Genomic DNA, 24,115 nt, shown 5'->3' on the forward strand with positions numbered 1-24,115 from the left:
TCCAACTTTTTAGTTCCGAATGTTATAACGATACCCGGGCGGCGGGCACCGTTATTTTAATGCTTCATTAGCGCCTGGTCGTGCTGGTTTTTGAGCCGTTTGGCCGCACAGTCATATTCACAGGCGGCGCACTTGCCGCCGACCTTGACCTTGCGGAAGGTGCGGACAATGATAACGACGGCCCAGCTGACGATTGCCAGGATAATCAGCAGGTTTAACAGTATTTGCATGGGCAGAACCCTCCTAAAAGATGAGTGAACCGATTTGGAAAATCAAAAACGACGTGCAGTAAGCGATTGTCAGACCCGAAACAACGGCGAAGAGGACCCACTTAAACGATCCCGTCTCCTCCTTAATAGTTGCCAGGGTGGCGAAACAAGGGATGTAGAGCAGAACGAAAGCGAGCAGGGAGTAAGCGGCGACCGGGTTCATGAATTGCCCGAGTGCCGCAATGAGGACGGCCTTGCTGGAGGTGTGGAACATCACCATCATGCTGGACGTAATGACTTCCTTGGCCAGGATCCCGGTGAACAGGGCACTGATTGCCTGCCACTGGACGATGCCCAGCGGGCGGAAGAAGGGAACCAGTCCGCGGCCGAGCGCCGCCGCAAAGCTCCTAGTAGAATCCGTGACGAAGCCGGTCGGACCGAAACTGGACAGCAGCCAGATGAGGACCGTTCCGGCGAAGATGATGGTCCCGGCCTTCTTGATAAAGCCCTTGCCCTTGTCCCAGGTCCCGTGCCAGATCACGTCAAAACGCGGCAGGTGGTATTCGGGTAGCTCAATGATAAACACCGACCGCTCCTTGACCTGGAACAGCACTTGGTACAGTTTAGCGACCAGGAGAGCCACCACAATTCCCAAAAAGTAGATGGACAGGACAACCAGGGCCTGGTGGTGCGGGAAGAAGGCCGCCACGACCAGGCCGTAAATCGGCAGCCGGGCTGAACAGCTCATAAACGGCATGATTAAGGTGGTGACCAGCCGCTCCTTTGGCTGCTCAATCGTTCGGGCCGCCATAATGCCGGTCACGTTACAACCGAAGCCGATAATCAGCGGGATGAAGGACTTGCCGTTTAGCCCAATCATCTGCATCAGCCGGTCGGTGACCAGCGCGGCCCGGGCCATGTAGCCAGAGTCCTCTAAAAGCGAAATGCAGGCGAAGAGGGTGAAAATCTGCGGAATAAAGGCGAGCACCCCGCCGACTCCGGCGATCAGCCCGTTCACAATCAGCGAACGCAGGGGCGCCATGGCGCCCAGCTGGAGCAGCCAGTGGTCGACGGTGTTGGAAACCGGAACGGACAGGAACCAGTCGAGGGCGTCTGATAAGGGGGTCCCCACCCACTCGAACGAGAGTTTAAACATTAGGTAGAAAATTCCCGCGAAGATCGGCAGTCCCAAGATCGGGTTGGTGACGACCTTGTCGATTTTACCGGTCAGCTGGCTGCTGTCGCCCTGGGCCGCGTGCTGCTCCGCGTCGTGCAAGAGGTCCTCAATGAAGGCGAGCCGGGTGTTGTAGATTTGGTCAGCAAACTGCTGGGCATCGTAGTACCGGACTTGGCTAGTCAGCGGGGTCAGCTGATGGACTGCCGCGTATTCCCGGATCGCCTTGTTTTGGTCGATAAACTGGATTGCGAGCCAGCGGGCCACGGCCGGAGAATAGTTAAAGTCTGCCTCAAGGGCCTCAGCTGCCTGGCGGATTGCCTGCTGGAGCATCGGTGGATAGTTGAGCCGCAGCTGGGGCGCCGGAACCTCCTGGTAGTTGATGATTTGCTGGCGCAGCTCCTTGATCCCCTGGTGGCCGCGGGCGTTAGTCGTGAGGACCTTACAGCCTAACCGCTGGCTGATTAAGACCAGGTCATAGGATTGGCCGCTGCGGCGGAGGTCATCAATCATGTTCAAGATTAAAATCAGCGGTAGCCCCCGCTCCAAGACCTCAATGGTCAGGAGGAGGTTGCGCTTGAGCTGGCTTGCGTTGGTGATGTTTAAGATCAAATCCGGCTGGTCATTCAGCAGGTATTTGGCGACGACCGCCTCATCCTTGGTTAGGGGGTTGAGGGAATAGGCGCCGGGGAGGTCAACCACCTGGATGGCAGAATGTTTGAGCGTTCCCACCTTTTTATCGACCGTCACGCCGGTCCAATTCCCCACGACGGCGTATTTGTCGGTGAGGGAGTTAAAGAGGGTGGTCTTGCCAGTATTGGGGTTACCGATCAGGGCAATACTTGTCATTAGGCGTCAACCTCCGTCAAGGCGGCAAAGTCCTGGTAGCGAATGCCAATCCGCTGGTGGTTATTTTCAATAATTACCGGTCCGTGAAAGGGGTACCGCTGGATTACCTTGATCGGGCAGCCTTCGCACAGCCCCATATTGTGGAGGCGGCTGGCGGTTGGCCGGCTCAGACAGCTAAATGATTGTAATATATATTGGTGATTAATCATATTATTTCCTCATAATTTGTTATTCCAATACTATATAAAAAGCTAATTATTATACACTTATTATACTACCTTGGAAGCGGTTGAAAAATTGAATATTAAGTTTTAATTTGCAAATATTCGGTTATAATAGAAGTGTATTATTTTAAACCTGATATTTTTTGGAATATTTTGGAATATTAAATTAAGGGGATGCTTTACAAATGGCCACACTTGAAGTGCGTGATTTGCATGTTTCAGTAAAGGACGAGGAGAGTAAGAAGGAAAAGGAAATCCTCAAGGGAGTCAACCTTCAAATGCAGACTGGCGAAATTCACGCCATCATGGGACCAAACGGGACGGGGAAGTCGACTTTGTCCCAGACCATTATGGGACAGCCGGGCTACCATGTGACCCAGGGGGACATTCTCTTGAACGGTGAAAGTATCCTCGAAATGCCAGTTGACGAACGAGCACGGAAGGGCCTGTTCCTAGCGATGCAGTACCCGGCCGAAATCCAGGGGGTTACCAACGCCGAATTTCTCCGGGCCGCCATCAATGCCCGGCGGCCGGAAGACGACCAGATTTCCGTCATGGACTTTATCAAAAAGCTCGATAAGAACCTTAGCCTGTTGGACATGAGCCAAAAGATGACTGAGCGCTACCTCAACGAAGGCTTCTCCGGCGGGGAAAAGAAGCGGAACGAAATTTTACAGCTGCTGATGATTGAACCGACCTTTGCCATCCTAGACGAAATCGACTCCGGCTTGGACATCGACGCCTTAAAGGTGGTCGCCAAGGGGGTTAACTCCATGCGGGGCGACAACTTCGGCTCCCTGATCATCACTCACTACCAGCGCCTGTTGAACTACATCGTGCCGGACACCGTCCACGTGATGATGGGCGGCCAAATCGTTAAGACCGGCGGCCCAGAACTGGCCAAGAAGCTGGAAGATGAGGGCTACGCGGGTCTGCGCGACGAATTGGGCTTAGACATCAAACTGGTCGATGATGAGGACTAGGGGGTGTTGGCATGACTAATTTAGCAGAAGCAAAACAGCAGCTGACCGCAGCCAGCCAGCAGAACGATGAGCCAGCCAGCTTATTGGAACGGCGGCTGGCGGCCCGGGACCTGATGGCCCGCCTTCACCTGCCCCGGATGCAGCGGTTTAAGTTTCAGGACTGGCCATTGGTTGCTGACCAGCCCCTTCAATGGGTGGCTTCGGATCCCAAACTCGAAGCAATCGCTCCAGATGATGAGGTGATTCGGGTAACCCAGGTAGGGCAAACGACCGTCCAAATTCACATCCCGGAACGCCTACGGGCGGCGGGCGTGGTGCTGACTGATATTTTCACCGCGGCCCGGCAGTACCCCGAACTGTTTGAAAAGTATTTTATGTCGGCAATTAAGGCAGACGAAAACCTGCTGACGGCTTATCACGTGGCCTACCTGAATGCCGGCCTGTTCCTTTACGTCCCGAAGAACGTTGAAATTGAAAAGCCGATTGAAGCCGAACTGGTGCAGGACAATACCCAGGACCAGCCCCTGCTTTCCCACATCCTGGTGGTGGCAGACCGGGGTAGCAAGGTTAAGTTTATCCAGCACCTGACCACGGTTGGCGACCAGGCTAATCCAGCGAACATGATGATTGAGCTGATTGCCCGCGATAATAGTGAAATTGACTTTTCGTCCCTGGATGAACTGGGGGCCCAGACCCATACCTACTTCAAGCGGCGGGCTGATATTGGCCGTGATGCCCACGTCGAATGGGCGGTTGGTCTGATGAACGATGGCGACACGGTCGGTGATATGGATTCTGAACTGCTCGGTGAGGGCGGCTACGCCAACTCAAAGATGATTGCGGTCACGACCCGCCAGCAGGAGGTCGGGGTCAACAACCGGGTGACCAACCGTGGCAAGCACACGACCGGCCTGATTAACCAACGGGGAGTGATCCTCGAAAAATCTGAACTGATCTTCAATGGGATCGGGCAGATTATTCACGGTGCGCACGGTGCCAAGGCCGACCAGCAGAACCGGGTCCTGATTATGTCGGACCAGGCGCGCGGTGATGCCAACCCGATCCTGTTAATTGACGAAAACGACGTGGAAGCCGGGCACGCAGCCAGTGTCGGTCCGGTTGACCCCCACCAGATGTACTACCTGATGAGCCGGGGGATCCCCCGCAAGCAGGCGGAACGGATGGTGATCCGGGGCTTCTTGGGGGCCGTGTTGAGTGCTATCCCAGCCGCGGACGTCCGGAACAAACTAGTGGACATTCTAGAAAGGAAGCTTACCGATGGCCAGCAATATCAATGATTTATCAAATGACTTTCCGATCCTGGACCAGCAGGTGAACGGGGAGCGGCTTGCCTACCTGGATAACGCGGCCACGGCCCAGAAACCCCGGCAGGTAGTCGACAGCCTGGTCCACTTTTACGAGCACGATAACGCTAACGTCCACCGGGGTGTTCATACCCTGGCGGAACGGGCAACGACCCAGTACGAGGAAGCCCGGAAGAAGGTCCAGCACTTCATCAACGCCGCGGACAACCGGGAAATTATCTTTACCAAGGGCTGTACCGATGGCCTGAACCTGGTGGCCTCAACCTACGGGGAACAGAATATCCATGATGGCGACGAAATCGTGATCTCAATCATGGAACACCACAGCAACCTGATTCCCTGGCAGCAGCTGGCAATCAAAAAGCACGCCAAGCTCAAGTACATTGAATTGAGCCCGGAGGGGACGCTGGACATGGCGGATGCCGAACAAAAGATTACCGATAAGACGAAGATTGTCGCCGTGGCCCACGCCAGCAATGTTTTAGGTACCATCAACCCGCTCAAGGAGCTGGCCCGACTAGCCCACCAGCACGGCGCAATTATCGTTGGCGACGGGGCCCAGTCCGTGCCGCATATGCCGGTTGATGTCCAGGACCTTGACGTTGACTTCTACGCCTTTTCCGGCCACAAGATGATGGGCCCGACCGGGATCGGGGTCCTCTATGGCAAGGCCGACTTGTTGCGGGAGATGCCCCCTTACCAGTACGGCGGGGAAATGATTAGTGCGGTCTACCGGGACCGGACCGAGTTTGCCGACATCCCCTTCAAGTTTGAAGCCGGGACGCAAAACATTGCCGGGGCGATTGCCCTGGGAACCGCGGTTGACTACCTCGAACGGATCGGGATGAACCAGGTGGCGGCCAAGGAACAGGAACTGGTGAACTACGTTTTGCCACGGCTCGAAGCGTTGCCTTACGTTACGGTGTACGGGCCCCAGGACCCGCAAGCGCACACCGGGGTGATTGCTTTTAACATGGATAAGCTCCACCCGCATGACGTTGCGACCGCCTTGGACGCCGAAGGGGTGGCAGTCCGGGCTGGCCACCACTGTGCACAGCCGCTGATGGCTGCCCTGGGAGTGGACGCCACGACCCGGGCAAGTTTCTACTTTTACAATACGCAAGAAGATGCAGATCAACTGATTAATGCCATCAAGGCAACAAAGGAGTTCTTTAACGGTGGGACTATCTAAGTTAAACGGCTTATACCGTGAGGTGATTTTGGACCATGCCAATCACCCGCACAATAAACACGACATTCCGGAAGCCACGAGCAAGATGACGGTCCACAACCCGACTTGCGGCGATACCATCAACGTGGCCGTCGATGTGGAAGACGGCCGGATCAAGGATATCGGCTATTCCGGTTCGGGCTGTACGATCAGCCAGGCTTCAGCCAGCATGATGACCGAGGCCGTGAAGGGAAAAACAACTGACGAGGCCCTGGCGATGGCAAAGACCTTTTCCGACATGGCAATCGGCAAGCAGCATTCCCAGGCCGACCTTGAACAGCTGGGGGATGCCCAAATTCTGACCAGCATTATGGAATTCCCGGCCCGGATTAAGTGCGCCACGATTTCCTGGTGGGCACTGCAACGGGCCTTGTTGAAAACAGACGATGAGGAGGAAGAGCAATGAGCGAGGATGCAGCAAGCATCGTAAACGGCGATGAACAGTACGAATATGGCTTCCACGACGATGTGAAGCCGGTCTATTCCACGGGCCGGGGGCTGACCGAGGAGGTTGTGCGGCAGATTTCGGCGGCCAAACACGAGCCGCAGTGGATGCTAGATTACCGGCTCAAGGCCTACCACATCTACAAGAAGCTGCCGATGCCGAAGTTTGGCCCGAACCTGTCCGAACTGGACCTGAAAAATATGCTCTACTACCAGAAGATGACGGACAAGAAGTTCCGTGACTGGAAGGACGTACCGGAGGACCTGAAAAAGACCTTTGACCGGCTTGGGGTTCCTGAAGCTGAGCGGAAGTACCTGGCCGGGTCCTCAGCCCAGTACGAATCAGAAGTGGTTTACCACAACATGAAGAATGAATTTGCTAAGCTCGGCATCATCTTCACCGATACCGACACCGCCCTCCGGGAATACCCGGACCTTTTCAAGAAGTGGTTCGGCAAGCTGGTCCAGCCAACCGATAATAAGTTTGCAGCCCTAAACGCGGCGGTCTGGTCCGGGGGTTCCTTTATCTACGTGCCAAAGGGCGTTAAGACGACGACCCCGATCCAGTCCTACTTCCGTTTGAACGCGGAAAACACCGGCCAGTTTGAGCGGACCCTGATTATCGTCGATGAAGGGGCCAGTGTGGACTATGTTGAAGGCTGTACGGCGCCAAACTACTCTTCCGATAGCCTGCACGCGGCGGTGGTCGAGGTGAACGTCTGCAAGGACGCCTACTGCCGTTACACGACCATTCAAAACTGGTCCGATAACGTGTACAGCCTGGAAACCAAACGGGCGGCGGCGGCCGAAAACGCCACGATGGAATGGGTCGACGGCAACCTCGGTTCCAAGGTGACGATGAAGTACCCAAGCGTGTACCTGAATGGTGAGGGTGCCCGGGGGACGATGCTATCGATTGCGGTGGCCAGCAACGGGATTCACCAGGATTCCGGTGCCCGGATGATTCACAATGCCAAGAACACCTCCAGCTCGATTGTTTCCAAGTCAATCGCCAAGACCGGCGGGTCGACGGACTACCGGGGAACGGTTCGCTTCGGCAAGTATTCCGACGGCTCCAAGGCCCACGTTGAGTGTGACACGATCATCATGGACGACCGGTCCTCATCGGATACGATTCCCTACAATGAAATTGACAATGCCCACGTGGCGATGGAGCACGAGGCGAAGGTTTCCAAGATTTCCGAAGAGCAGCTCTACTACCTGATGAGCCGGGGAATTTCCGAAGCCAAGGCCACTGAGATGATTATCATGGGCTTCGTGGAGCCGTTCACCAAGCAGCTGCCGATGGAGTACGCGGTCGAATTGAACCGGCTGATCAGCTTTGAAATGGAAGGCTCAATCGGCTAGGCAAAGGAGGAATCAAGCATGGCGGATGAACAAGAACGGCAGTATTCACCGACGGAAGACGCGGTCATGGGAGCGCTGGAACAGGTCATCGATCCTGAACTGGGCATTGACCTGGTCAACCTCGGCCTGATTTACGATGTCCAGGTGGATGAAGATGGCCATTGCATTATCACGATGACCCTGACCACAATGGGCTGCCCGCTGGGGGACTTCTTGAACGAGGCGATTACCAAGGCGGCCACCTCGGTCGACGGCGTGAACGACTGCAAGATCAACCTGGTCTGGGAACCAGCCTGGGGGATTGACCGGATGAGCCGGTTCGCTAAGATTGCACTTGGATTGCATGGTTAAAAGGGGCTGAATGAGGAATGGATATCCGCAAATTTGTCCAGCAGCGCAAACGATTGGGCTTCTCCCAGGCGGAGCTGTGTGCCGGAATTTGTACGCAGTCCACCCTGAGCAAGTTTGAGAACAAGGGCCGGATCCCCTCGGTCAAGATTTTGGAGCAGCTCTGCCAGCGCCTTGAAATTTCCCTGGGGGAACTTAGCGAGCAGGCGGCGGCGCCCCAAGCCCACCGGCGGACACTCCTGGACCAAGCCGAACACTTTTTGCTTGGGGAGCAGTTTCCCCTGGCGATTAAGACTTTAAACCAGGTTAAGGAACGGCAGCTGACGAGCGACAAGGCGCGGATGCAGTATTACTACCTGAAGGGCATGATTGATACCCTGACGAGCAACCAGACGGCGACGACGATGTTTAATTTCACCCAGATCCTTGATAAGCTGGATGAACAGCACCAGACGGCCTTTTCCCAGCTGGCTTACCTGGGCTGCGGGATTTTATACGCGCGGAAAAGCCGCCTGGGCAACGCCGAATTCTTCTTCACGAAGGTGATTAACTACCTGCACCGGACAATTGCCAACTCGGCAAGCCTCGCCGATCTGACCAACACCCAGTATGCGCGGCTCGTGATGATGTGCTACTATGTGGCGGAGTACCAAGCGCTTCGCAAACGGCTGCGGGACAGCAACCAGACGCTTGCTCAGGTCAACCGCCTCTGTGCGGCCCGCTACCTGACCGTGTTTATGCCGCGGGTGAAGCTGCTGGCGGCAAATAACGCGATGCGGGCGGACGAAAGCTCTGCGACCGTGGCCGGTTTGCTCTCGGCGGCGTTAGTCTTTGCCCACTTTAACGGAAATAGTGTGGTTGAACTGCAGGCGGCGGCCCTCAAAAAACAGCTGACGGATTTGTAATAAGTTAAAACGCGGAGTTGAGATTGACTCAATTCCGCGTTTTACTAAGTAAATGACGATTTAATTACTACGCAAAGAGGACGACCTTGCCATCAACCTTGATGGGTAATGAACCAGATTTACGGCTCTTCTTTGACCGGTTGTCTTTTTTGCTGAAAGTAAAGAACTTTGAATTTAGTAACATTATGATCGCTCCCTTCATTACTGTTCACATTAAAGATACCATCTTGCCCGGGCGAAGCAAAGGCGCGGCAGGCGGGTCCTAATTTAGCCGTTGCATAATTTATCACGTTAGTTGCGGCTTGCTTGTATATTGACGGTTGGCAGTGCATAAACGTTGATACAATAGCTAAACTAATGGTGAATAATGAATATAAATTCTTTTGGCAATTATAAGAAATTACTGAGCAAGTTTCTCAGATCAGGGACAATTGTGCAGTGATCGTGGTCAGTACGGAAGAGCGATAGGAGGGTATAATGACAGCAAAAATTACGATGGGGATGACGACCTGGACGGAACACCCGGTGCTGATCCACGGCGAGCAGCGGCCGGTCACCTTAAATGAGTACGCCCAGCACTTTCCAACGGTGGAAGTCGATACGTTTTTTTACGCACTTCCCCAAATGAAGACAATTCAAAATTGGCTGACGATGGTTCCAGAGGACTTCCAGTTCATCGTTAAGGCCAACCAGGGGATGACCCTCCACAAGCGTAACCAAGAGAAGGGGGAAGTTGAGCAGCTGTTTGTCCAGTACCGGCGGACGATTGCCCCTTTAGTCGCGAGCGGCCAGCTAAAAACGATCCTGTTTCAGTTTCCACCCTATTTTGATGCCAGCGTGGCCGATATCGACTACCTGAAAATGGTTCGCGCCTGGCTCGGGGACCTCCCGGTAGCCGTGGAGCTGCGCAATAGCAGCTGGTACCAGCCGGGAGTGGTTGATGCACTGGTCAGCTACTGCCACGACCTCAAATTTACCCTGGTGGCCGCTGACGAGCCGCACGACCAGGTGACCACGGTGCCCTTCAAGCTGGTGACCACCAACCCAGACCTGGTGATGCTGCGGCTGCACGGACGGAATAAGCGGGGGTGGGCAAGCCAGGGACAAAACTGGCGCAAGACCCGGACTCTCTACAAGTATTCGGACCAGGAATTAGCGGAATTTGCCCGGCAGATTCGGGAACTGGCTCCCCAACCGCGGGAAGTCTGCGTTATCTTTAACAATAATTCAGGCAAGGACGCCGCGCCAAACGCCCTGGCCCTGCAAAAGATGATGGGGGTTCAGTTTACGGGCCTGGCACCGCGGTCGCCAGAACAGCTAGACCTGTTTTAAGCCCACTCCCATCTATGCTATACTAAACGTCAATACTATCTTTAATGAGAAAGAGGGGCCTCATATGGCTACACAGAAACCAACTTATTACATTACGACACCCATTTACTATCCATCTGGTAAGCTGCACATCGGTAACTCCTATACGACGGTTGCCTGTGACGCGGAAGCACGTTTCAAACGGCTGAGTGGGTACGACGTGTTCTTCCTGACGGGAACTGATGAGCACGGCCTAAAGATTGAACAAAAGGCCGACAAGCTCGGGATGCAGCCTCAGGAATACGTGGACCAAATGGCTGCTGGAATCAAGCAGCTTTGGCAGACACTGAAAATTACCAACGACAAGTTTATCCGGACGACTGACGACTACCACGAACGGGCCGTTCAGAAGATTTTCCAAAAGTTTTTGGACCAGGGTGACATTTACAAGGGCGAGTATACCGGCTGGTACTCGGTCGATGACGAAGAATACTTTACCGAAAGCCAATTGGCGGAAGTCTACCGCGATGATAACGGTAAGGTAATCGGCGGGAAGGCCCCATCCGGTCACGAAGTCCAACTGGTGAAGGAAGAATCCTACTTCTTCAAGATGAGCAAGTATGCCGACTGGCTGATGAAGTACTACCAGGATCATCCGGACTTCATCGAACCCCACACACGGATGAACGAAATGGTCAACAACTTCTTAAAGCCGGGCCTGGAAGACCTGGCCGTTACCCGGACTTCCTTTAACTGGGGGGTTAAGGTGCCAAACGATCCGCAGCACGTGGTTTACGTGTGGATTGACGCCCTGTCCAACTATATTACCGCGCTGGGCTACGGCTCGGCTGATGACAGCCTCTTCAAGAAGTACTGGCCGGCCGACGTCCACATGGTCGGCAAGGAGATCGTCCGCTTCCACACGATCTACTGGCCAATCATGCTCCACGCCCTTGGCTTGCCGCTGCCAAAGCACGTCATCGGTCACGGCTGGCTGACGATGAAGGACGGCAAGATGTCGAAGTCGAAGGGCAACGTGATTTACCCGGAAACACTGGTGGACCGGTATGGCCTCGACGCCACCCGTTACTACCTCCTGCGGGCAATGCCATTCGGCAACGACGGGGTCTTCAGTCCCGAAGACTTTGTCGACAAGGTTAACTTCGACCTGGCAAATGACCTGGGGAACCTGTTGAACCGGACCGTTGCCATGATTAACAAGTACCAGAATGGTCGTATTCAGGGGACTAACGATGCCCAGACGGCTTATGATGCCGACCTGGAGGATACTGCGGCCCAAGCGGTTGCTGAATACAAGCAGGAAATGGACAAGACCCACTTTGCGGACGCCCTGGCGGCGGTTTGGAAGCTGGTTTCGCGGGCCAATAAGTACATTGACGAAACCGAACCGTGGGTATTGGCTAAGGATGACAGCAAGCAGGCAGAATTGTCCGACGTGATGACCCACCTGGCGAAGAGCCTCCGGGTGATTGCCGCCCTGCTCCAGCCGGTAATGCCGGACGCACCGAAGGAAATTTGCCGGCAACTGGGCCTGCCAGCAGAAGCCATCAGCCTGACCGACCTGGACTTCAACGACTTCCCGGCAAGCAGCCAGGTGGTTGCGAAGGGGACACCAATTTTCCCCCGGCTGGACGTCAACGAAGAAGTCGAGTTTATTAAGAGCAAGATGAGCGCGAACCAAAAGAAGAAGGGACGGAAGGCAATGGAAGAAGCCAAGAAGGCTGCGGAAAAGCAGCCAGAAGTTGCAACTGACGGTAAAAAGCTGATTCGGATCGAAGCCTTTGACAAGGTCGACTTGAAGGTCGCTAAGATTACCGCCGCAGGCCACGTGGAAGGGGCCGATAAGCTCTTGAAGTTCCACATGGATGACGGGACGGCGGAAGGCCGCCAGATCCTGTCTGGAATCGCCAAGTGGTATCCAGAACCGGAAGTCCTGGTTGGCAAGAAGGTCGTGATCGTGGCGAACCTGAAGCCACGGAAGATGCGTGGCGAGCTGAGCCAGGGGATGCTCCTTTCGGTTGAAAAGGATGGTCAGGTTCAAGTCGTCACGGTTGACGACAGCCTGGAACCAGGATTGGAGCTCGGCTAAGCAATGGGAAAGCGGCAACAAGAATGGCGTCAGGTCTATGACTCCCACACCCACCTTAACGACGACCCGTTCTATGATGACGTTCCGGCATTTATCGACCGGGCGGCGCATTACGGGGTCACCCAGCTGAATATCGTGGGTTCTAACGCAAAGCTTAACCAGCGGGCACTGGCACTGGGGCAGCGATACCCGAACCTCCACCCGATTATCGGCTGGCATCCCGAGGACATTCGGGAATTTAATGCCGCCGCGCAGGCACAATTGTGGCAGCAATTACAGGATCCGCGGGTCGTGGCCATCGGCGAGATCGGGTTGGACTACTATAATGACCAGCAGTCGCCCCATGACCAACAGCAGGCGGTCTTTGCCCAGCAGCTGGACTGGGCGCGTCAGCTCGGCCTGCCGGTATCAATCCACTGCCGCGAGGCGCTGGCGGATACCTACGCGCTCCTCAAGGACGCCCACGTCGATGAGTTTGGCGGGGTCATGCACAGCTTTAACGGGTCGCCGGACTGGGCGGCGAAGTTTATGGAGCTGGGAATGGCGATTTCCTTCAGCGGGGTCGCTAGTTTTGGCAGTGCCGAGGAGGTCCATGCCGCGGTGCGGGCGGTTCCCCTATCGCGGATGATGGTTGAAACCGACGCCCCCTACCTGACTCCCGCCCCGTACCGGGGAAAGCAAAATGAGCCGGCCTTTACCAAGTTTGTCGTGGACGCAATCGCGGAGTTAAAGCAGCTGGCACCGGAGCAGGTAGCTTACCGAACTTACCTGAACGCCAGCCGGCTATTTCTAAAGGATCAAAAAGATGACGAAGATTAAAGAAGTAATTGTGGTTGAGGGCAAAGACGACACCAAGCAGATTGAACGGGCGGTCGCTGCCGACACCTATGAAACGAATGGCTCAGCGCTGAATGATGCCGACCTGGCCCGGCTGAAAAAATTGCAGGCCAGTCGGGGACTGATTGTATTTACGGACCCCGATTTCAACGGGGAGCGGCTCCGCAAGCTGATTGGGGCCGCAATTCCGGGAGTCAAGCACGCCTTTATTGAACGCCAGCAGGGGGTCCCGCACGGCACCCACGGCAGTTTAGGCGTTGAACACGCGGCGCCAGAGGTAATCAGGGCCGCGCTGGCCCACCTCTACACCGAGGCGGGAGCAGAAACGAACGCCTATACCCAGCACGACCTCCAGAACGCGGGCCTGGTTGGCAATCCGCGGGCCCGGAAACGCCGGGAACGGTTGGGCCAGCTGCTGGGGATTGGCTACGGCAACGGCAAGCAGCTGGTTCACCGCCTGAATATGTTCCGGATTGCTCCAGCACAGTTTAGCCAGGCCGTACAGCAGATTAATCGGGAGGAAGACAATGAGTAAGACACCGGAAATTGGCAGTCGGACGCGCACCCGGGCCATCATGGAAAAGTACGGGATTCACACCAAAAAGGGGTTCGGTCAGAACTTCTTGACCGACCTGAACGTGCTGAAAAACATTGTTTCCGCGGCCGAAATCAGCAAGGACGATAACGTGATTGAAATTGGCCCAGGAATCGGGGCGCTAACGGAACAGCTGGCCCAAGCCGCAGGAGAAGTGCTGGCCCTCGAAATTGACCAGGATCTGATCCCGGTCCTGGCGGAGGTGCTGGCCCCGTACGATAACGTCACGGTTTTAAACCAGGACGTCCTGCAGGCGAACCTGCCGGAACTCATCAAGCAGCAGTTTGCGGACCCTGCCAAACCGGTTAAGGTGGTCGCTAACCTGCCCTACTACATTACCAGCCCGATTTTGATGAACCTGCTTGCCGCGCCGGTGGACTGGGCAGCAATCTGCGTCATGATGCAAAAGGAAGTTGCTCAGCGGTTGACGGCCCAGCCGGGAACGAAGCAGTATGGCGCGTTAACCCTGGCGATTGAGTATCAGATGACGGCGGAGATTGCCTTTAACGTTTCCCGGCGGGTCTTTGTCCCAGCCCCCAATGTTGACTCCGCAATCGTGGTTTTGAAGCCGCGGGCAACCCCGCTGGCGGTGGAACCATTTGACAAGCAGAAACTGTTTGGCTTCATCCGGGCTTGCTTTGCCCACCGGCGGAAGAGCCTCTGGAATAACCTGCAGGCTGCGGTTGGCAAGCAGCCTGCGGTTAAGGAGCAGCTGCAGGCGATCTTGACGCAGTTGGCAATCTCGCCGCAGACCCGCCCCGAGCGGCTCACCCTGGAACAATTTATCAAACTGGCCAACGCCCTCCATGCGGCCCAGCTCCTCTAAGATCTAATATTATTGACTTTGTTATAATAAAATGATAATATTAATTGTTTCGTGTTGAGCACAGGTACTGTTCTAACGCAGTGAGGTGAAGTTATAGTGCCAGAATCAATTGTTGAAATCAAAAAAGAATTAGATGATCGGATTGGGGAACCAGTCCTCATCAAGGCTCAGGCTGGTCGGAAGCGGGTGGCAACCCATCATGGTGTTTTAAGCAAGACTTATCCGGCCATCTTCGTTGTTCACCTAAATGATGGCAAGGGAGCGCCCGACCGGATTTCGTACAGTTACACCGACTTATTGACCCATAATATTTCGCTGGCCTTCGGTGAAGAGGGTTAAGAGTAAGGGAGTAGGAAACAACTGCCAGCCAGCTACTGCGTTGTTGCATTACTATCTTTAAAATAGCAAAGAGGCTGAGTTCATCCCAGCCTCTTTTTTTCTCACCAGCCGCTTTAATATTACCAGCCCGCCGGTTCAACTTGCCGTTTAATTAGCTCATTAGTATAATCAAACTAAGAATAACTTGCGATGGGGAGGGATGGTAATGCGTGTAACCGAAAAAGCACCGGCAAAGCTCAACTTGAGCTTGGATACGCCGATGCGTTATTTTGACGGCTCGCCCCGGTGGGATATGGTGATGACTTCGGCGGATCTGGCGGATTACGTGACTGTGGAAACGCACCAGCGGCCAACAACGATTAAGGTGTATACCGACAGCGGCTTTTTGCCCAACGACCAGCGCAACCTGGCCTACCAGGCGGCCCACATTCTTAAAAGCCGCTTTCACTGCCGCGAGGGGGTAACAATCCACATTCGCAAGAACATCCCCGTTGCGGCCGGCTTGGGGGGCGGCTCTTCGGACGCGGCCGCCGTTTTGCGGGCCCTTAACAATATTTGGCGGCTGGGCCTTTCGCTGGCTGAGCTTGCCAAGATTGCGCTGACGATTGACTCCGACGTACCATACTGCGTGTACAGCCGGCTGGCGCATGTGACCGGGCACGGCGAAGAAATCGAGCTGCTGCCTGCGCAGCCGCACTACTGGGCCGTAATTGCCAAGCAGCAGATCAGTGTTTCGACGCCCCAAATTTTACGGCAGATTAACTATGAGCAGTTGAAGCACCTTGATAATGAGCGGCTGATCGCTAGCCTACGGGCGCAGGACTGGCAGGAGGCGGTCAAGTACATGGGCAACGTTTTGGAACCCGTGACGATGAGCTTTTATCCCGAAATTCGCCGGCTTAAGGATAAAATGGCGAGCTTAGGCGCTGACGTGGCGCAGATGAGTGGGACGGGACCGACCGTCTTTGCAATTTGCCACACCGCGTCCCGGGCGAAACGAATTCAAAACAGCATCAGTGGCTTTTGCCGCGATGTTCACGTGGTGACGCTGCTGTAAGTGATAATGATAAACACCCAAGATCAGCTTTCTGGCCGAGCTTGGGTGTTTTGCGTCTCACTAATTTTTCCACGACCGCTTGCATTTTCGTCAGCCTTCCGGTAAGATGGTTTTTGTTGCAAATAGTAATCATTACGATTAATTAGAAGGGAGTTCACACTAATGCGCAAGTACTGGATCGGGGTTAGCGGCCTGGTTGGCCTACTAGCGGTCGTGTTTCTGCTATCATTGATCCCCCTGCGGAATTTCAGCCAGCACCAAAAGCCAATTCGGGTGGTTGCCAGCTTGGACTTCTATGGGGAAGTAGCGCGGGCGGTGGCCGGAAAGTATGGCCAAGTGACGACGGTTATTAATAACGCCGCGGTAGACCCCCACGATTACCAGCCGGGAACCCAGCAGGCCCGGGCGCTGAGCAATGCGAACCTGGTGATTCAAAACGGCCTTGGCTACGATCACTGGTTGACGAAACTCGTTCAGGGAAGCGGCAACGGCCGGGTGACGACCATTGACGTTGCCCGCCAGGTTGCCGCCAAGAAGTCTGGCGACAACGAACACGTCTGGTACCAGCCGGCAACGATCGGCCGCCTTGCCCAGCAGTTGGCGGATCAGTACAGCAAACTGGATCCGGCGCACGCAAGCTACTACCACCAGCGGGCGCGGGCGTACCTAAATACTCTCCAGCCGCTCGACCAAACAATTGCGCAAGCGCGGCAGGGCGTGGGGGCTAACCGGAGGGTGGCGGTGAGTGAACCGGTCTTCGATTATGCCTTGGAAAACCTTGGTTACCAGGTGGTTGACCACCATTTTGCCAAGGCGGTGGAAGACGGCAATGACCCCTCTCCACAAGACATTTCCGCTCTGCAAACGGCGATTAAGAATCACCAGCTTGCCTTCTTAGTGGAGAATTCTCAGACCGACGATCGGGTCGTCACGAACCTGGTGAAGCTGGCGCATCAGTATGGCGTACCGGTCCTGAAAGTAACGGAGTCCAAGCCAAATGGGCTGACCTACGAACAATGGATGACTAAGCAGTACCAGCAGCTGATTAAGATTCAAGAAGGGGAGAAGTAAGCAATGACAGTGCTCTCGGTAGATGACTTAACGGTCGCGTATGGCGATCACACCGTCTTTAAGGATTTGAGCTTTACCGTCAATGATGGCGACTTTCTGGTGGTCGTTGGTGAAAACGGGGTCGGCAAGACCACCCTGGTCCGGGCCCTGCTCGGCTTAATCAAACCTAAAGCGGGGACGGTTAATATCCCCACGGGGACCCGCATCGGCTACGTTCCCCAGTTTCGGAATATTGATGAGGAATACCCCTTATCGATTCGTGACTTTGTGGCCTTAAACAGCCGGCAATCCTGGCTGCCCTGGCTGACCAGCAAGGAACGCCACGCCCTCAACCGGATGATAAAGGTTACCGATTTAACGACAATTGCTGGGCGGCCGCTGGGGTTGGCGTCCGGTGGGGAGAAACAGCGGGCCTACCTCGCCCAAGCACTGCTGCCGGGGCCCCGCCTGCTGATTTTGGACGAGTCGACGGCCAGCCTAGACAACGAGATGAAGTACAGCCTGCTGGACCTGGTGACCCGCTTTCAAGAAAACGGTCTGAGCGTGATGTTTATTACCCACGATTGGGACCTGGCAGAACACTATGGGACCCGGTACCTCCACATGACCAAGGATGGCTACTCGACCGGTTCGATTGACGAACTGGCGGAACTAAGGAAGGAGGCGGTCGAATGCTAACTTTGGCGTTTATGCGGCACGCCTTTATTGCCAGCACCTTTATCGCGGTGGTGAGCGGAATTATCGGCGTGTTCGTCGTGGCCCGGCAGCTGTCCTTTTTGACCCACACCCTCTCAGAAATCGGCTTTGCGGGGGCATCGTTTGCCGTGTTTGCCGGCTGGCTGCCGCTGAATGGGATGATCCTCTTTACGATGCTCAGCTCGGTCCTGGTTGGTCAGATGAGCATTAAGGAGTCCCGTCGGGAAGCGGTAATCAGTGCGGTTTCCGGGCTCTTTATCGGCCTGGGGATTTTGTTCCTGTCCCTGAGCAACCAGAGTGCCAGCTCGGCGACCAGCATCCTCTTCGGGAGCGTCGTCGGGATTAGCGCGGCGGAGGTCCACCAGCTAATTATCCTGTCGGTCGTGGTCCTCGTCGTGACGCTATTGATGTACCGGCCGTTGAAGTTTTCTTCTTTTGACATGGTTGGCGCCCGGGTCAGCGGGGTCAACCAGACACTGGTTTCGGTCGCCTTTCTGGTACTGTTAGCCCTTAGCGTGAGCGTGGCTGCCCAGATCGTCGGCTCCCTGCTGATCTTTATCCTGCTGACAATTCCGGCGGCGAGCGCGAAGTACTTTACGCACGGGGTTGCTAAGATGGTGGGACTGGCGATCCTGTTTGCCCTATTAGGGACCTGGACGGGACTGCTGTTAGGCTATTTGACCAACTGGCCGGTGAGCTTCTTTATCGCGGCCATTGAAGTCGTAATTTACGTTATCGCCTTGCTATACCAGAACTTTATAGAGGCAAATTAGAATTGAACGGGGCCCGGATTAACCGCCGCCCCGTTATTATTTTAAAGATCAGTCCTGGCCCTGCATTGCGGCTCTTCAACCGGAGGAAAGTCGCTGCCCAGCTTGGCATTCGGTGGTGGCTGGATTGATTTAGTCCAGAAAAGACGAACATTTTATGGTAAAATCAATGGTGTATTATTCCTTTTTGAAAGGCGGAAAAGAACGAAGATGAAAGTACGAAGAAGTAATCGCCTGGTTGACATGACCAGATACCTGTTGGAACACCCCCGAACATTAGTGTCGCTCAAATTTTTCAGTGAGCGTTATGGTTCGGCTAAATCCTCGATCAGTGAGGACCTTAGTATTGTTAAGCATACCTTTGAAACCTGGGGTGAGGGACAGTTAAAGACCATTCCGGGGGCGAGCGGCGGTGCCGTGCTGACCCCGTTTTACTCTAAGGAAAACGCCGAACAAGCAATCGCCAACCTGGTTCGCGAGGTTAATGACGACTCCCGCTTCTTGCCTGGCGGCTACGTTTACCTATCAGACCTGATTGGCCGGCCGGATATTCTTCACCAGGTGGGTCAGCTGATCGCAACCCAGTACGTCGACCAGGACGTTGACGTGGTGATGACGGTTGAAACGAAGGGGATCCCGATTGCCCAGGCGGCGGCGATGTACATGAACAAACCCTTCGTGATCGTCCGGAACAGCTCCCACATAACGGAGGGGCCGACCGTCAGTGTGAACTACGTGTCGGGGTCGGTCAAACGGATCAAGAAGATGGAATTGTCCCGGCGGACCCTTTCGGCGGGCGCCAACGTGGTGATTGTTGATGACTTCCTCAAGGGTGGCGGAACGCTAAACGGGATGCACTCCTTAATCAAGGAATTCGACGCCAACCTGGTGGGGATGACCGTCCTCGCTGAGGGAACCGCAAATGGCAAACGCTTAGTCGATGACTGTACATCACTGGTCAAGGTTGATGCCGAAGATGGCGACCAAAAGACGATCAGTGCCCGGCCGGGGAACTTTATGGAAACGGTATTTGGAAAGGAACATTAAGGATGGCAAAGAAAAACGCAATTATCTTAGCAGCTGGCAAGGGGACCCGGATGCGGTCAAAGCTCTATAAGGTTTTGCACCAGGTCTGCGGGAAAACGATGGTTGACCACGTCCTGACCCAGTTGGAAAAGGCCCACATTGATACCATCATTACGGTTGTGGGCTTCGGTGCGGAAACGGTCAAGCAGACCCTAGCCCACCGGACCCGCTACGCCCTGCAAAAGCAGCAGCTGGGAACTGGCCACGCGGTAATGCAAACTGAGGACCTGTTAGGAAATGAAGACGGCGAAACGATTATCGTCAGTGGCGACACACCGCTCTTTACTGCGGAAACCTTTGAGAAACTCTTTAAGTACCACGAACAGCGTCACGCTGCGGCAACGATTCTGACTTCCATTGCTCCCGACCCGACGGGCTACGGACGGATTGTCCGGGATAATGTTGGCATCGTGGAACGGATTGTGGAACAAAAGGATGCTGACGTTCAGGAACGGGCGATTAAGGAAATCAATACTGGGGTTTACTGCTTTGATAACCAAAAGCTCTTTGCCGCTTTGAAAAAGATTAATAATGACAATGCCCAGGGTGAATACTACCTGACCGACGTGATTGGGATTCTGAAGCAGGAAGGCGAAGTCGTGACCGCCTACAAGATGGCAGACTTTAGCGAATCAATGGGGGTTAACGACCGGATCGCACTGGCCAAGGCCAACCAGGTAATGCGTGACCGTATCAACAAGCACTGGATGCAGGAGGGGGTTTCAATGGTTGACCCGGCGACCACCTACATCGATGCTGGGGTTAAACTGGGCCGGGATACCGTCCTTGAGGGCAACGTGGTGCTGAAGGGCAATACCGTGATCGGCGATGACTGTTACATCAGTGCCGGCTCCCGGATCACCGACTCTACGATCCACGATGGGGTGAAGGTTACCTCGTCAACGTTGGAGGGCGCAGAAATGCACAACGGCAGCGACATTGGGCCGAACAGCCACTTGCGGCCGGAAGCCGAGATTGGCGAGAACGTGCACATTGGCAACTTCTGTGAGGTTAAGAAGTCCTATATCGGTGCGGAGACCAAGGTCGGCCACCTGACTTACATCGGCAATGCGACCCTCGGGAAGAACATTAACGTTGGCTGCGGGGTGGTCTTCGTTAACTACGACGGTACCAACAAGCACCATACCAATGTTGGCGACCACGCCTTTATCGGTAGCAACAGCAACCTGGTCGCACCGGTTAACATTGCGGCGGATTCCTTTATTGCGGCAGGTTCGACGATTACCGACAGCACGGAGCAATACGACATGGCAATTGCGCGGGCCCGGCAGACCAATAAGAAGGATTATGCCAAGAAGTTGCCATGGTAAGCCGACTTTTGCTTGCTTTTTAACAGACCGCTTTATATCATAGATAAGGATAGACAAAAGACTTACTTATACTTCCGGAGGCTCTAATGACACAGTCGAATACTGATTCCAACTTAAAACTGTTTGCGCTCAATTCTAACCGGCCCTTGGCAGAAAAAATTGCTCAACACCTGGGAATTGAGCTGGGGAAACTATCAGTGGACCGTTTTAGCGACGGTGAAATTCAAATCAACATTGAAGAAAGTGTCCGTGGCGACAACGTCTACGTCATTCAGTCAACGTCGGCGCCCGTTAACGACAACTTGATGGAATTGCTGATTATGGTGGATGCGTTGCGGCGGGCGAGTGCCAAGACGATTAACGTCGTCTTGCCTTACTACGGCTATGCACGGCAGGACCGGAAAGCACGGAGCCGGGAACCAATTACGGCCAAGTTAGTTGCTAATATGCTGCAAAACTCCGGGGTTGATCGGGTGATTGCCCTGGACCTGCACGCGGCCCAGATCCAAGGCTTCTTTGACATTCCAGTGGACCACCTGATGGGGGCGCCGCTGCTGGCCGAATACTTTATCAAGGAAGGCGTCGCTGACAACGCGGTCGTGATTTCACCCGACCACGGTGGGGTAACCCGGGCACGGGCCCTGGCCGAATTTTTGAAGTCGCCAATCGCGATTATCGATAAGCGCCGGCCCAAAGCCAACGTTGCCCAGGTGATGAACATCATCGGGGATGTTAAGGGCAAGACCTGCATCATGATTGATGACATGATTGATACCGCCGGAACGATCACCCTAGGCTCGCAGGCCTTGATCGACGCAGGGGCTAAGGAAGTTTACGCTTCGTGTACCCACGCGGTCTTGTCGGGGCCGGCAATTGAGCGGCTCGCCAAGTCGCCGTTAAAGGAAGTGGTCGTCACTGATTCCATTCAGCTGCCGAAGGAAAAGCAGATTGACAAGATTAAGCAGGTTTCCGTAGCACCGTTGATTGCGGCCGCAATCAAGCGGATTAACGAAAACCGCCCGGTGAGTCCCCTCTTTAAGCAGGTCTTTCAAAGCGCCAAGAAAATTAACTAATGGCTTTTTAAAAGGAGCTGTGACCCAACCCACGGTTAGGGACTGTAAAGCTAGCCTATCTGGGGTCACGTGATATCTTTAAACTAGTCGGAACTAAAACGAGGGCCTGTGGCAAATGTTGTTTTGTCACAGGCCTGTTTTGTCAAATTAGGTGACGTCCATTCTCCTCGCCGCTGGCGGTTACCGAGCGGAGAGCTTGCGTTTTTATTAAGATTTTGGGTCCGCTTGACCTTCCATGATATAATAGAAACGCAGTAGCTAAGGAGGATAACATGCAAACTAAACCATTATTTAATAAGGTACTTACCGGATCGGCGGCCCTCGCCATCGCTTTGACGCTGGCGGGCTGTGGCCACCACGATACGACAACTACAGAATCCAGTAGTTCATCGGTCCGCTCGGCAAAGACTGCTTCAACTAGCAAGCAGAGTAGTGCTTACCGGTCAGCTAACAAGCTGATTCAAAATGAGGACTACCAAGGGGCTTACGACCGTCTCAACAGTGCTAATAATCGTTCAACGCAGGAAGATAATCTTGCTACTGACTTGCAAAACTATATGAGTGCGCGCAATGCGTACCGGAGTGGTAACTATACCACTGCGGCGGCCACTTTGAAGGAACAAAAGTCTGCCAGTCCGGAAATGCGGAAGGCCAACAAGAAGCTGCAAAAGCAGATTGCCAAGGCACAAGACAGCAGCTCCTCAAGCAGCGTTGCCGGCAACAAGACCAGTAGCACTAGCCAAAGCAGCACCGACCAGACGAATGATGACGTGGTGGTGGCATTTGCTAATAAGATGGGCTTTAGCGGCGACAAGGGCTACCAGATTGTCCAAACCGACAAGTCTGGCAACACCTATAAGTTTGAAGTGCGGCGGAGTAACAGTGATAACACCGTTGCTAACCTAGTGGGGATTTACCAATATAATAACCAAACCGGTGCCGTTACCAAGCTGAGCTAATTAGTTATACTGAGAAGATAATTTGGTCAGAGGAAATTAAGGGTTTCCGCTGGCCTTTTTTACTAGGGGGCGGTTAACTTGTGTACGGTAATGGCCAGCAGCGGTCTGGTAGGACGGACAATGGACTTTCCGCCCCGCACGCCGTGGCACTTAACCTATCTGCCCGCCGGTTATCAATGGCAGCCAGCGACCGGGGACCGGGTAGTAATTAACCATCACCGGATTCTCGGCGGGATGCGTCACTTTGGCGGCCACTACCTGGCTGGCGATGGGGTTAACGATGCCGGACTATTTTGCGCCGAGCTGTTTTTCCCGGTTGCGGCAACTTACGAAGTGACGGTCCGGCCCGGAACTCGGGGGCTAACACCGCAGGACTTTATCCTGTGGGTGCTGGGAAAGCACGCAACGGTCGCTGAGCTGGCAGCGGACCTGGCTAACGTTACGGTCGTGGGGGCTAACTGGTTTGACGGCAACTACTATCCCTTCCACTGGCTATTGATGGACGCCAGTGGGACGTACGTGATTGAGCCAACCGGTGGCCGCTTGCGGATAAGCCGCAACCCGGCCGAAGTCCTGACCAATACGCCGGCGTTACCCGATCAAATTCGCCGCCTCAATGGGCGACTGGGGTTAACTGGTACGGCCTTTTGTGCCCAGGCAGTTACCAATTGCCGGGGGACCTGGCCAGCTGGCGGCAACTCAGCAACCCGTTTCCAGCAGGCAGCGTTACGACGCTGGCGGGTGAGACCAGGGACTGTTGCGGAGATGCAGGATTTCCTAAAAAGCGTGACGGTCCCGCATAACCAGGATCATGAGAATAATTACACTCACTACTGGGCGGTGGTTGATCGGGACCAGACAGAGTATCGGTTTACCAGCTGCCGGGGTGGAAAGACCATCAAAAGAAACCTGCAGTCCCTGCTTGGGCCACGGGCGATCACGTTTGAATAAGTTTGAATAATAAAAAGAAGTGTCAGAGATCTACTAATAAATC

General features: G+C 54.5%; 25 protein-coding genes. 22 read left to right on the top strand and 3 right to left on the bottom strand.

Translation table 11 applies throughout. From position 1 onward, the window contains the following. Nucleotides 1-56 precede the first annotated feature (56 nt). From HMPREF0494_RS11310 to HMPREF0494_RS10030, 3 genes are read right to left on the bottom strand one after another with little or no spacing between them, the layout of a single operon-like run. Nucleotides 57-230: a hypothetical protein gene (locus tag HMPREF0494_RS11310; RefSeq protein ID WP_007124856.1), complete on the bottom strand. Its 174-nt coding sequence runs from the start codon at nucleotides 228-230 to the stop codon at nucleotides 57-59. Nucleotides 231-243: 13 nt separating this feature from the next. After that, entirely contained in the window at nucleotides 244-2,232 is a 1,989-nt protein-coding gene (feoB, locus tag HMPREF0494_RS10025) for a ferrous iron transport protein B (RefSeq protein WP_007124857.1), read from the bottom strand. Beyond that, the gene (locus HMPREF0494_RS10030; RefSeq protein ID WP_040459064.1) at nucleotides 2,232-2,441 is read right to left on the bottom strand and encodes a FeoA family protein; all 210 of its coding nucleotides are present in this window, start codon (nucleotides 2,439-2,441) and stop codon (nucleotides 2,232-2,234) included. Before HMPREF0494_RS10030 ends, feoB begins: the two co-directional genes overlap by 1 nt. Nucleotides 2,442-2,641: 200 nt before the next feature. On the opposite strand from HMPREF0494_RS10030, the gene sufC reads away from it, so the two are divergent. The 22 genes from sufC (at nucleotide 2,642) to HMPREF0494_RS10140 (ending at nucleotide 24,072) form a co-directional block, all read left to right on the top strand. Continuing rightward, nucleotides 2,642-3,439 (top strand): Fe-S cluster assembly ATPase SufC, encoded by a 798-nt coding sequence (gene sufC, locus HMPREF0494_RS10035; RefSeq protein WP_007124859.1) that lies wholly within the window; start codon nucleotides 2,642-2,644, stop codon nucleotides 3,437-3,439. 11 nt (nucleotides 3,440-3,450) lie between these two features. Further along, entirely contained in the window at nucleotides 3,451-4,737 is a 1,287-nt protein-coding gene (gene sufD / locus HMPREF0494_RS10040) for a Fe-S cluster assembly protein SufD (protein WP_007124860.1), read from the top strand. Beyond that, nucleotides 4,718-5,956: a cysteine desulfurase gene (locus HMPREF0494_RS10045; RefSeq protein ID WP_007124861.1), complete on the top strand. Its 1,239-nt coding sequence runs from the start codon at nucleotides 4,718-4,720 to the stop codon at nucleotides 5,954-5,956. Before sufD ends, HMPREF0494_RS10045 begins: the two co-directional genes overlap by 20 nt. Beyond that, on the top strand, nucleotides 5,943-6,401 hold the full coding sequence (gene sufU, locus HMPREF0494_RS10050) for a Fe-S cluster assembly sulfur transfer protein SufU (protein ID WP_007124862.1): 459 nt from the start codon (nucleotides 5,943-5,945) through the stop codon (nucleotides 6,399-6,401). The genes HMPREF0494_RS10045 and sufU overlap by 14 nt, the downstream gene beginning before the upstream one ends. After that, the gene (gene sufB / locus HMPREF0494_RS10055; protein WP_007124863.1) at nucleotides 6,398-7,807 is read left to right on the top strand and encodes a Fe-S cluster assembly protein SufB; all 1,410 of its coding nucleotides are present in this window, start codon (nucleotides 6,398-6,400) and stop codon (nucleotides 7,805-7,807) included. The genes sufU and sufB overlap by 4 nt, the downstream gene beginning before the upstream one ends. An 18-nt stretch (nucleotides 7,808-7,825) precedes the next feature. Then, nucleotides 7,826-8,158 carry a metal-sulfur cluster assembly factor gene (locus tag HMPREF0494_RS10060; RefSeq protein WP_007124864.1) on the top strand — a complete coding sequence of 111 codons (333 nt, stop codon included), beginning with the start codon at nucleotides 7,826-7,828 and terminating at the stop codon, nucleotides 8,156-8,158. 17 nt (nucleotides 8,159-8,175) lie between these two features. Then, nucleotides 8,176-9,060, top strand: a complete 885-nt coding sequence (locus HMPREF0494_RS10065; RefSeq protein ID WP_007124865.1) for a helix-turn-helix domain-containing protein — start codon at nucleotides 8,176-8,178, stop codon at nucleotides 9,058-9,060. A gap of 477 nt (nucleotides 9,061-9,537) precedes the next feature. After that, nucleotides 9,538-10,392, top strand: a complete 855-nt coding sequence (locus HMPREF0494_RS10070; protein ID WP_007124867.1) for a DUF72 domain-containing protein — start codon at nucleotides 9,538-9,540, stop codon at nucleotides 10,390-10,392. Nucleotides 10,393-10,456: 64 nt separating this feature from the next. Then, a complete protein-coding gene (metG, locus tag HMPREF0494_RS10075; protein WP_007124868.1) occupies nucleotides 10,457-12,481 on the top strand; it encodes a methionine--tRNA ligase in 2,025 nt (674 codons plus the stop codon). 3 nt (nucleotides 12,482-12,484) lie between these two features. Beyond that, a complete protein-coding gene (locus tag HMPREF0494_RS10080; protein ID WP_007124869.1) occupies nucleotides 12,485-13,300 on the top strand; it encodes a TatD family hydrolase in 816 nt (271 codons plus the stop codon). Continuing rightward, entirely contained in the window at nucleotides 13,287-13,853 is a 567-nt protein-coding gene (gene rnmV, locus HMPREF0494_RS10085; protein WP_007124870.1) for a ribonuclease M5, read from the top strand. The genes HMPREF0494_RS10080 and rnmV overlap by 14 nt, the downstream gene beginning before the upstream one ends. Next, nucleotides 13,846-14,739 carry a 16S rRNA (adenine(1518)-N(6)/adenine(1519)-N(6))-dimethyltransferase RsmA gene (rsmA, locus tag HMPREF0494_RS10090; protein ID WP_007124871.1) on the top strand — a complete coding sequence of 298 codons (894 nt, stop codon included), beginning with the start codon at nucleotides 13,846-13,848 and terminating at the stop codon, nucleotides 14,737-14,739. The genes rnmV and rsmA overlap by 8 nt, the downstream gene beginning before the upstream one ends. Before the next feature lie 96 nt (nucleotides 14,740-14,835). Beyond that, nucleotides 14,836-15,078: a Veg family protein gene (locus tag HMPREF0494_RS10095; protein WP_007124872.1), complete on the top strand. Its 243-nt coding sequence runs from the start codon at nucleotides 14,836-14,838 to the stop codon at nucleotides 15,076-15,078. 205 nt (nucleotides 15,079-15,283) lie between these two features. After that, on the top strand, nucleotides 15,284-16,135 hold the full coding sequence (ispE, locus tag HMPREF0494_RS10100) for a 4-(cytidine 5'-diphospho)-2-C-methyl-D-erythritol kinase (RefSeq protein WP_040459065.1): 852 nt from the start codon (nucleotides 15,284-15,286) through the stop codon (nucleotides 16,133-16,135). A gap of 162 nt (nucleotides 16,136-16,297) precedes the next feature. Then, a complete protein-coding gene (locus tag HMPREF0494_RS10105) occupies nucleotides 16,298-17,206 on the top strand; it encodes a metal ABC transporter solute-binding protein, Zn/Mn family (RefSeq protein WP_007124875.1) in 909 nt (302 codons plus the stop codon). A gap of 3 nt (nucleotides 17,207-17,209) precedes the next feature. Next, complete coding sequence (locus HMPREF0494_RS10110; RefSeq protein ID WP_007124876.1) at nucleotides 17,210-17,884, top strand: ABC transporter ATP-binding protein; 675 nt, start codon at nucleotides 17,210-17,212, stop codon at nucleotides 17,882-17,884. After that, nucleotides 17,878-18,675: a metal ABC transporter permease gene (locus tag HMPREF0494_RS10115; protein ID WP_007124877.1), complete on the top strand. Its 798-nt coding sequence runs from the start codon at nucleotides 17,878-17,880 to the stop codon at nucleotides 18,673-18,675. The genes HMPREF0494_RS10110 and HMPREF0494_RS10115 overlap by 7 nt, the downstream gene beginning before the upstream one ends. A gap of 207 nt (nucleotides 18,676-18,882) precedes the next feature. Beyond that, nucleotides 18,883-19,719, top strand: coding sequence for a pur operon repressor (gene purR, locus HMPREF0494_RS10120; protein ID WP_040459066.1), 837 nt, complete (start codon nucleotides 18,883-18,885; stop codon nucleotides 19,717-19,719). A 2-nt stretch (nucleotides 19,720-19,721) separates the two neighbouring features. Beyond that, nucleotides 19,722-21,089 carry a bifunctional UDP-N-acetylglucosamine diphosphorylase/glucosamine-1-phosphate N-acetyltransferase GlmU gene (gene glmU, locus HMPREF0494_RS10125; RefSeq protein WP_007124880.1) on the top strand — a complete coding sequence of 456 codons (1,368 nt, stop codon included), beginning with the start codon at nucleotides 19,722-19,724 and terminating at the stop codon, nucleotides 21,087-21,089. A gap of 86 nt (nucleotides 21,090-21,175) precedes the next feature. Beyond that, on the top strand, nucleotides 21,176-22,162 hold the full coding sequence (locus HMPREF0494_RS10130) for a ribose-phosphate diphosphokinase (RefSeq protein ID WP_007124881.1): 987 nt from the start codon (nucleotides 21,176-21,178) through the stop codon (nucleotides 22,160-22,162). 272 nt (nucleotides 22,163-22,434) lie between these two features. Then, nucleotides 22,435-23,121 (top strand): hypothetical protein, encoded by a 687-nt coding sequence (locus tag HMPREF0494_RS10135; protein ID WP_007124882.1) that lies wholly within the window; start codon nucleotides 22,435-22,437, stop codon nucleotides 23,119-23,121. A 78-nt stretch (nucleotides 23,122-23,199) separates the two neighbouring features. Beyond that, nucleotides 23,200-24,072 (top strand): linear amide C-N hydrolase, encoded by an 873-nt coding sequence (locus tag HMPREF0494_RS10140; RefSeq protein ID WP_040459067.1) that lies wholly within the window; start codon nucleotides 23,200-23,202, stop codon nucleotides 24,070-24,072. Nucleotides 24,073-24,115: the final 43 nt, after the last annotated feature.

Origin of the sequence: Limosilactobacillus antri DSM 16041, from assembly GCF_000160835.1 — a bacterium.
GTDB classification, from domain to species: Bacteria; Bacillota; Bacilli; order Lactobacillales; family Lactobacillaceae; genus Limosilactobacillus; species Limosilactobacillus antri.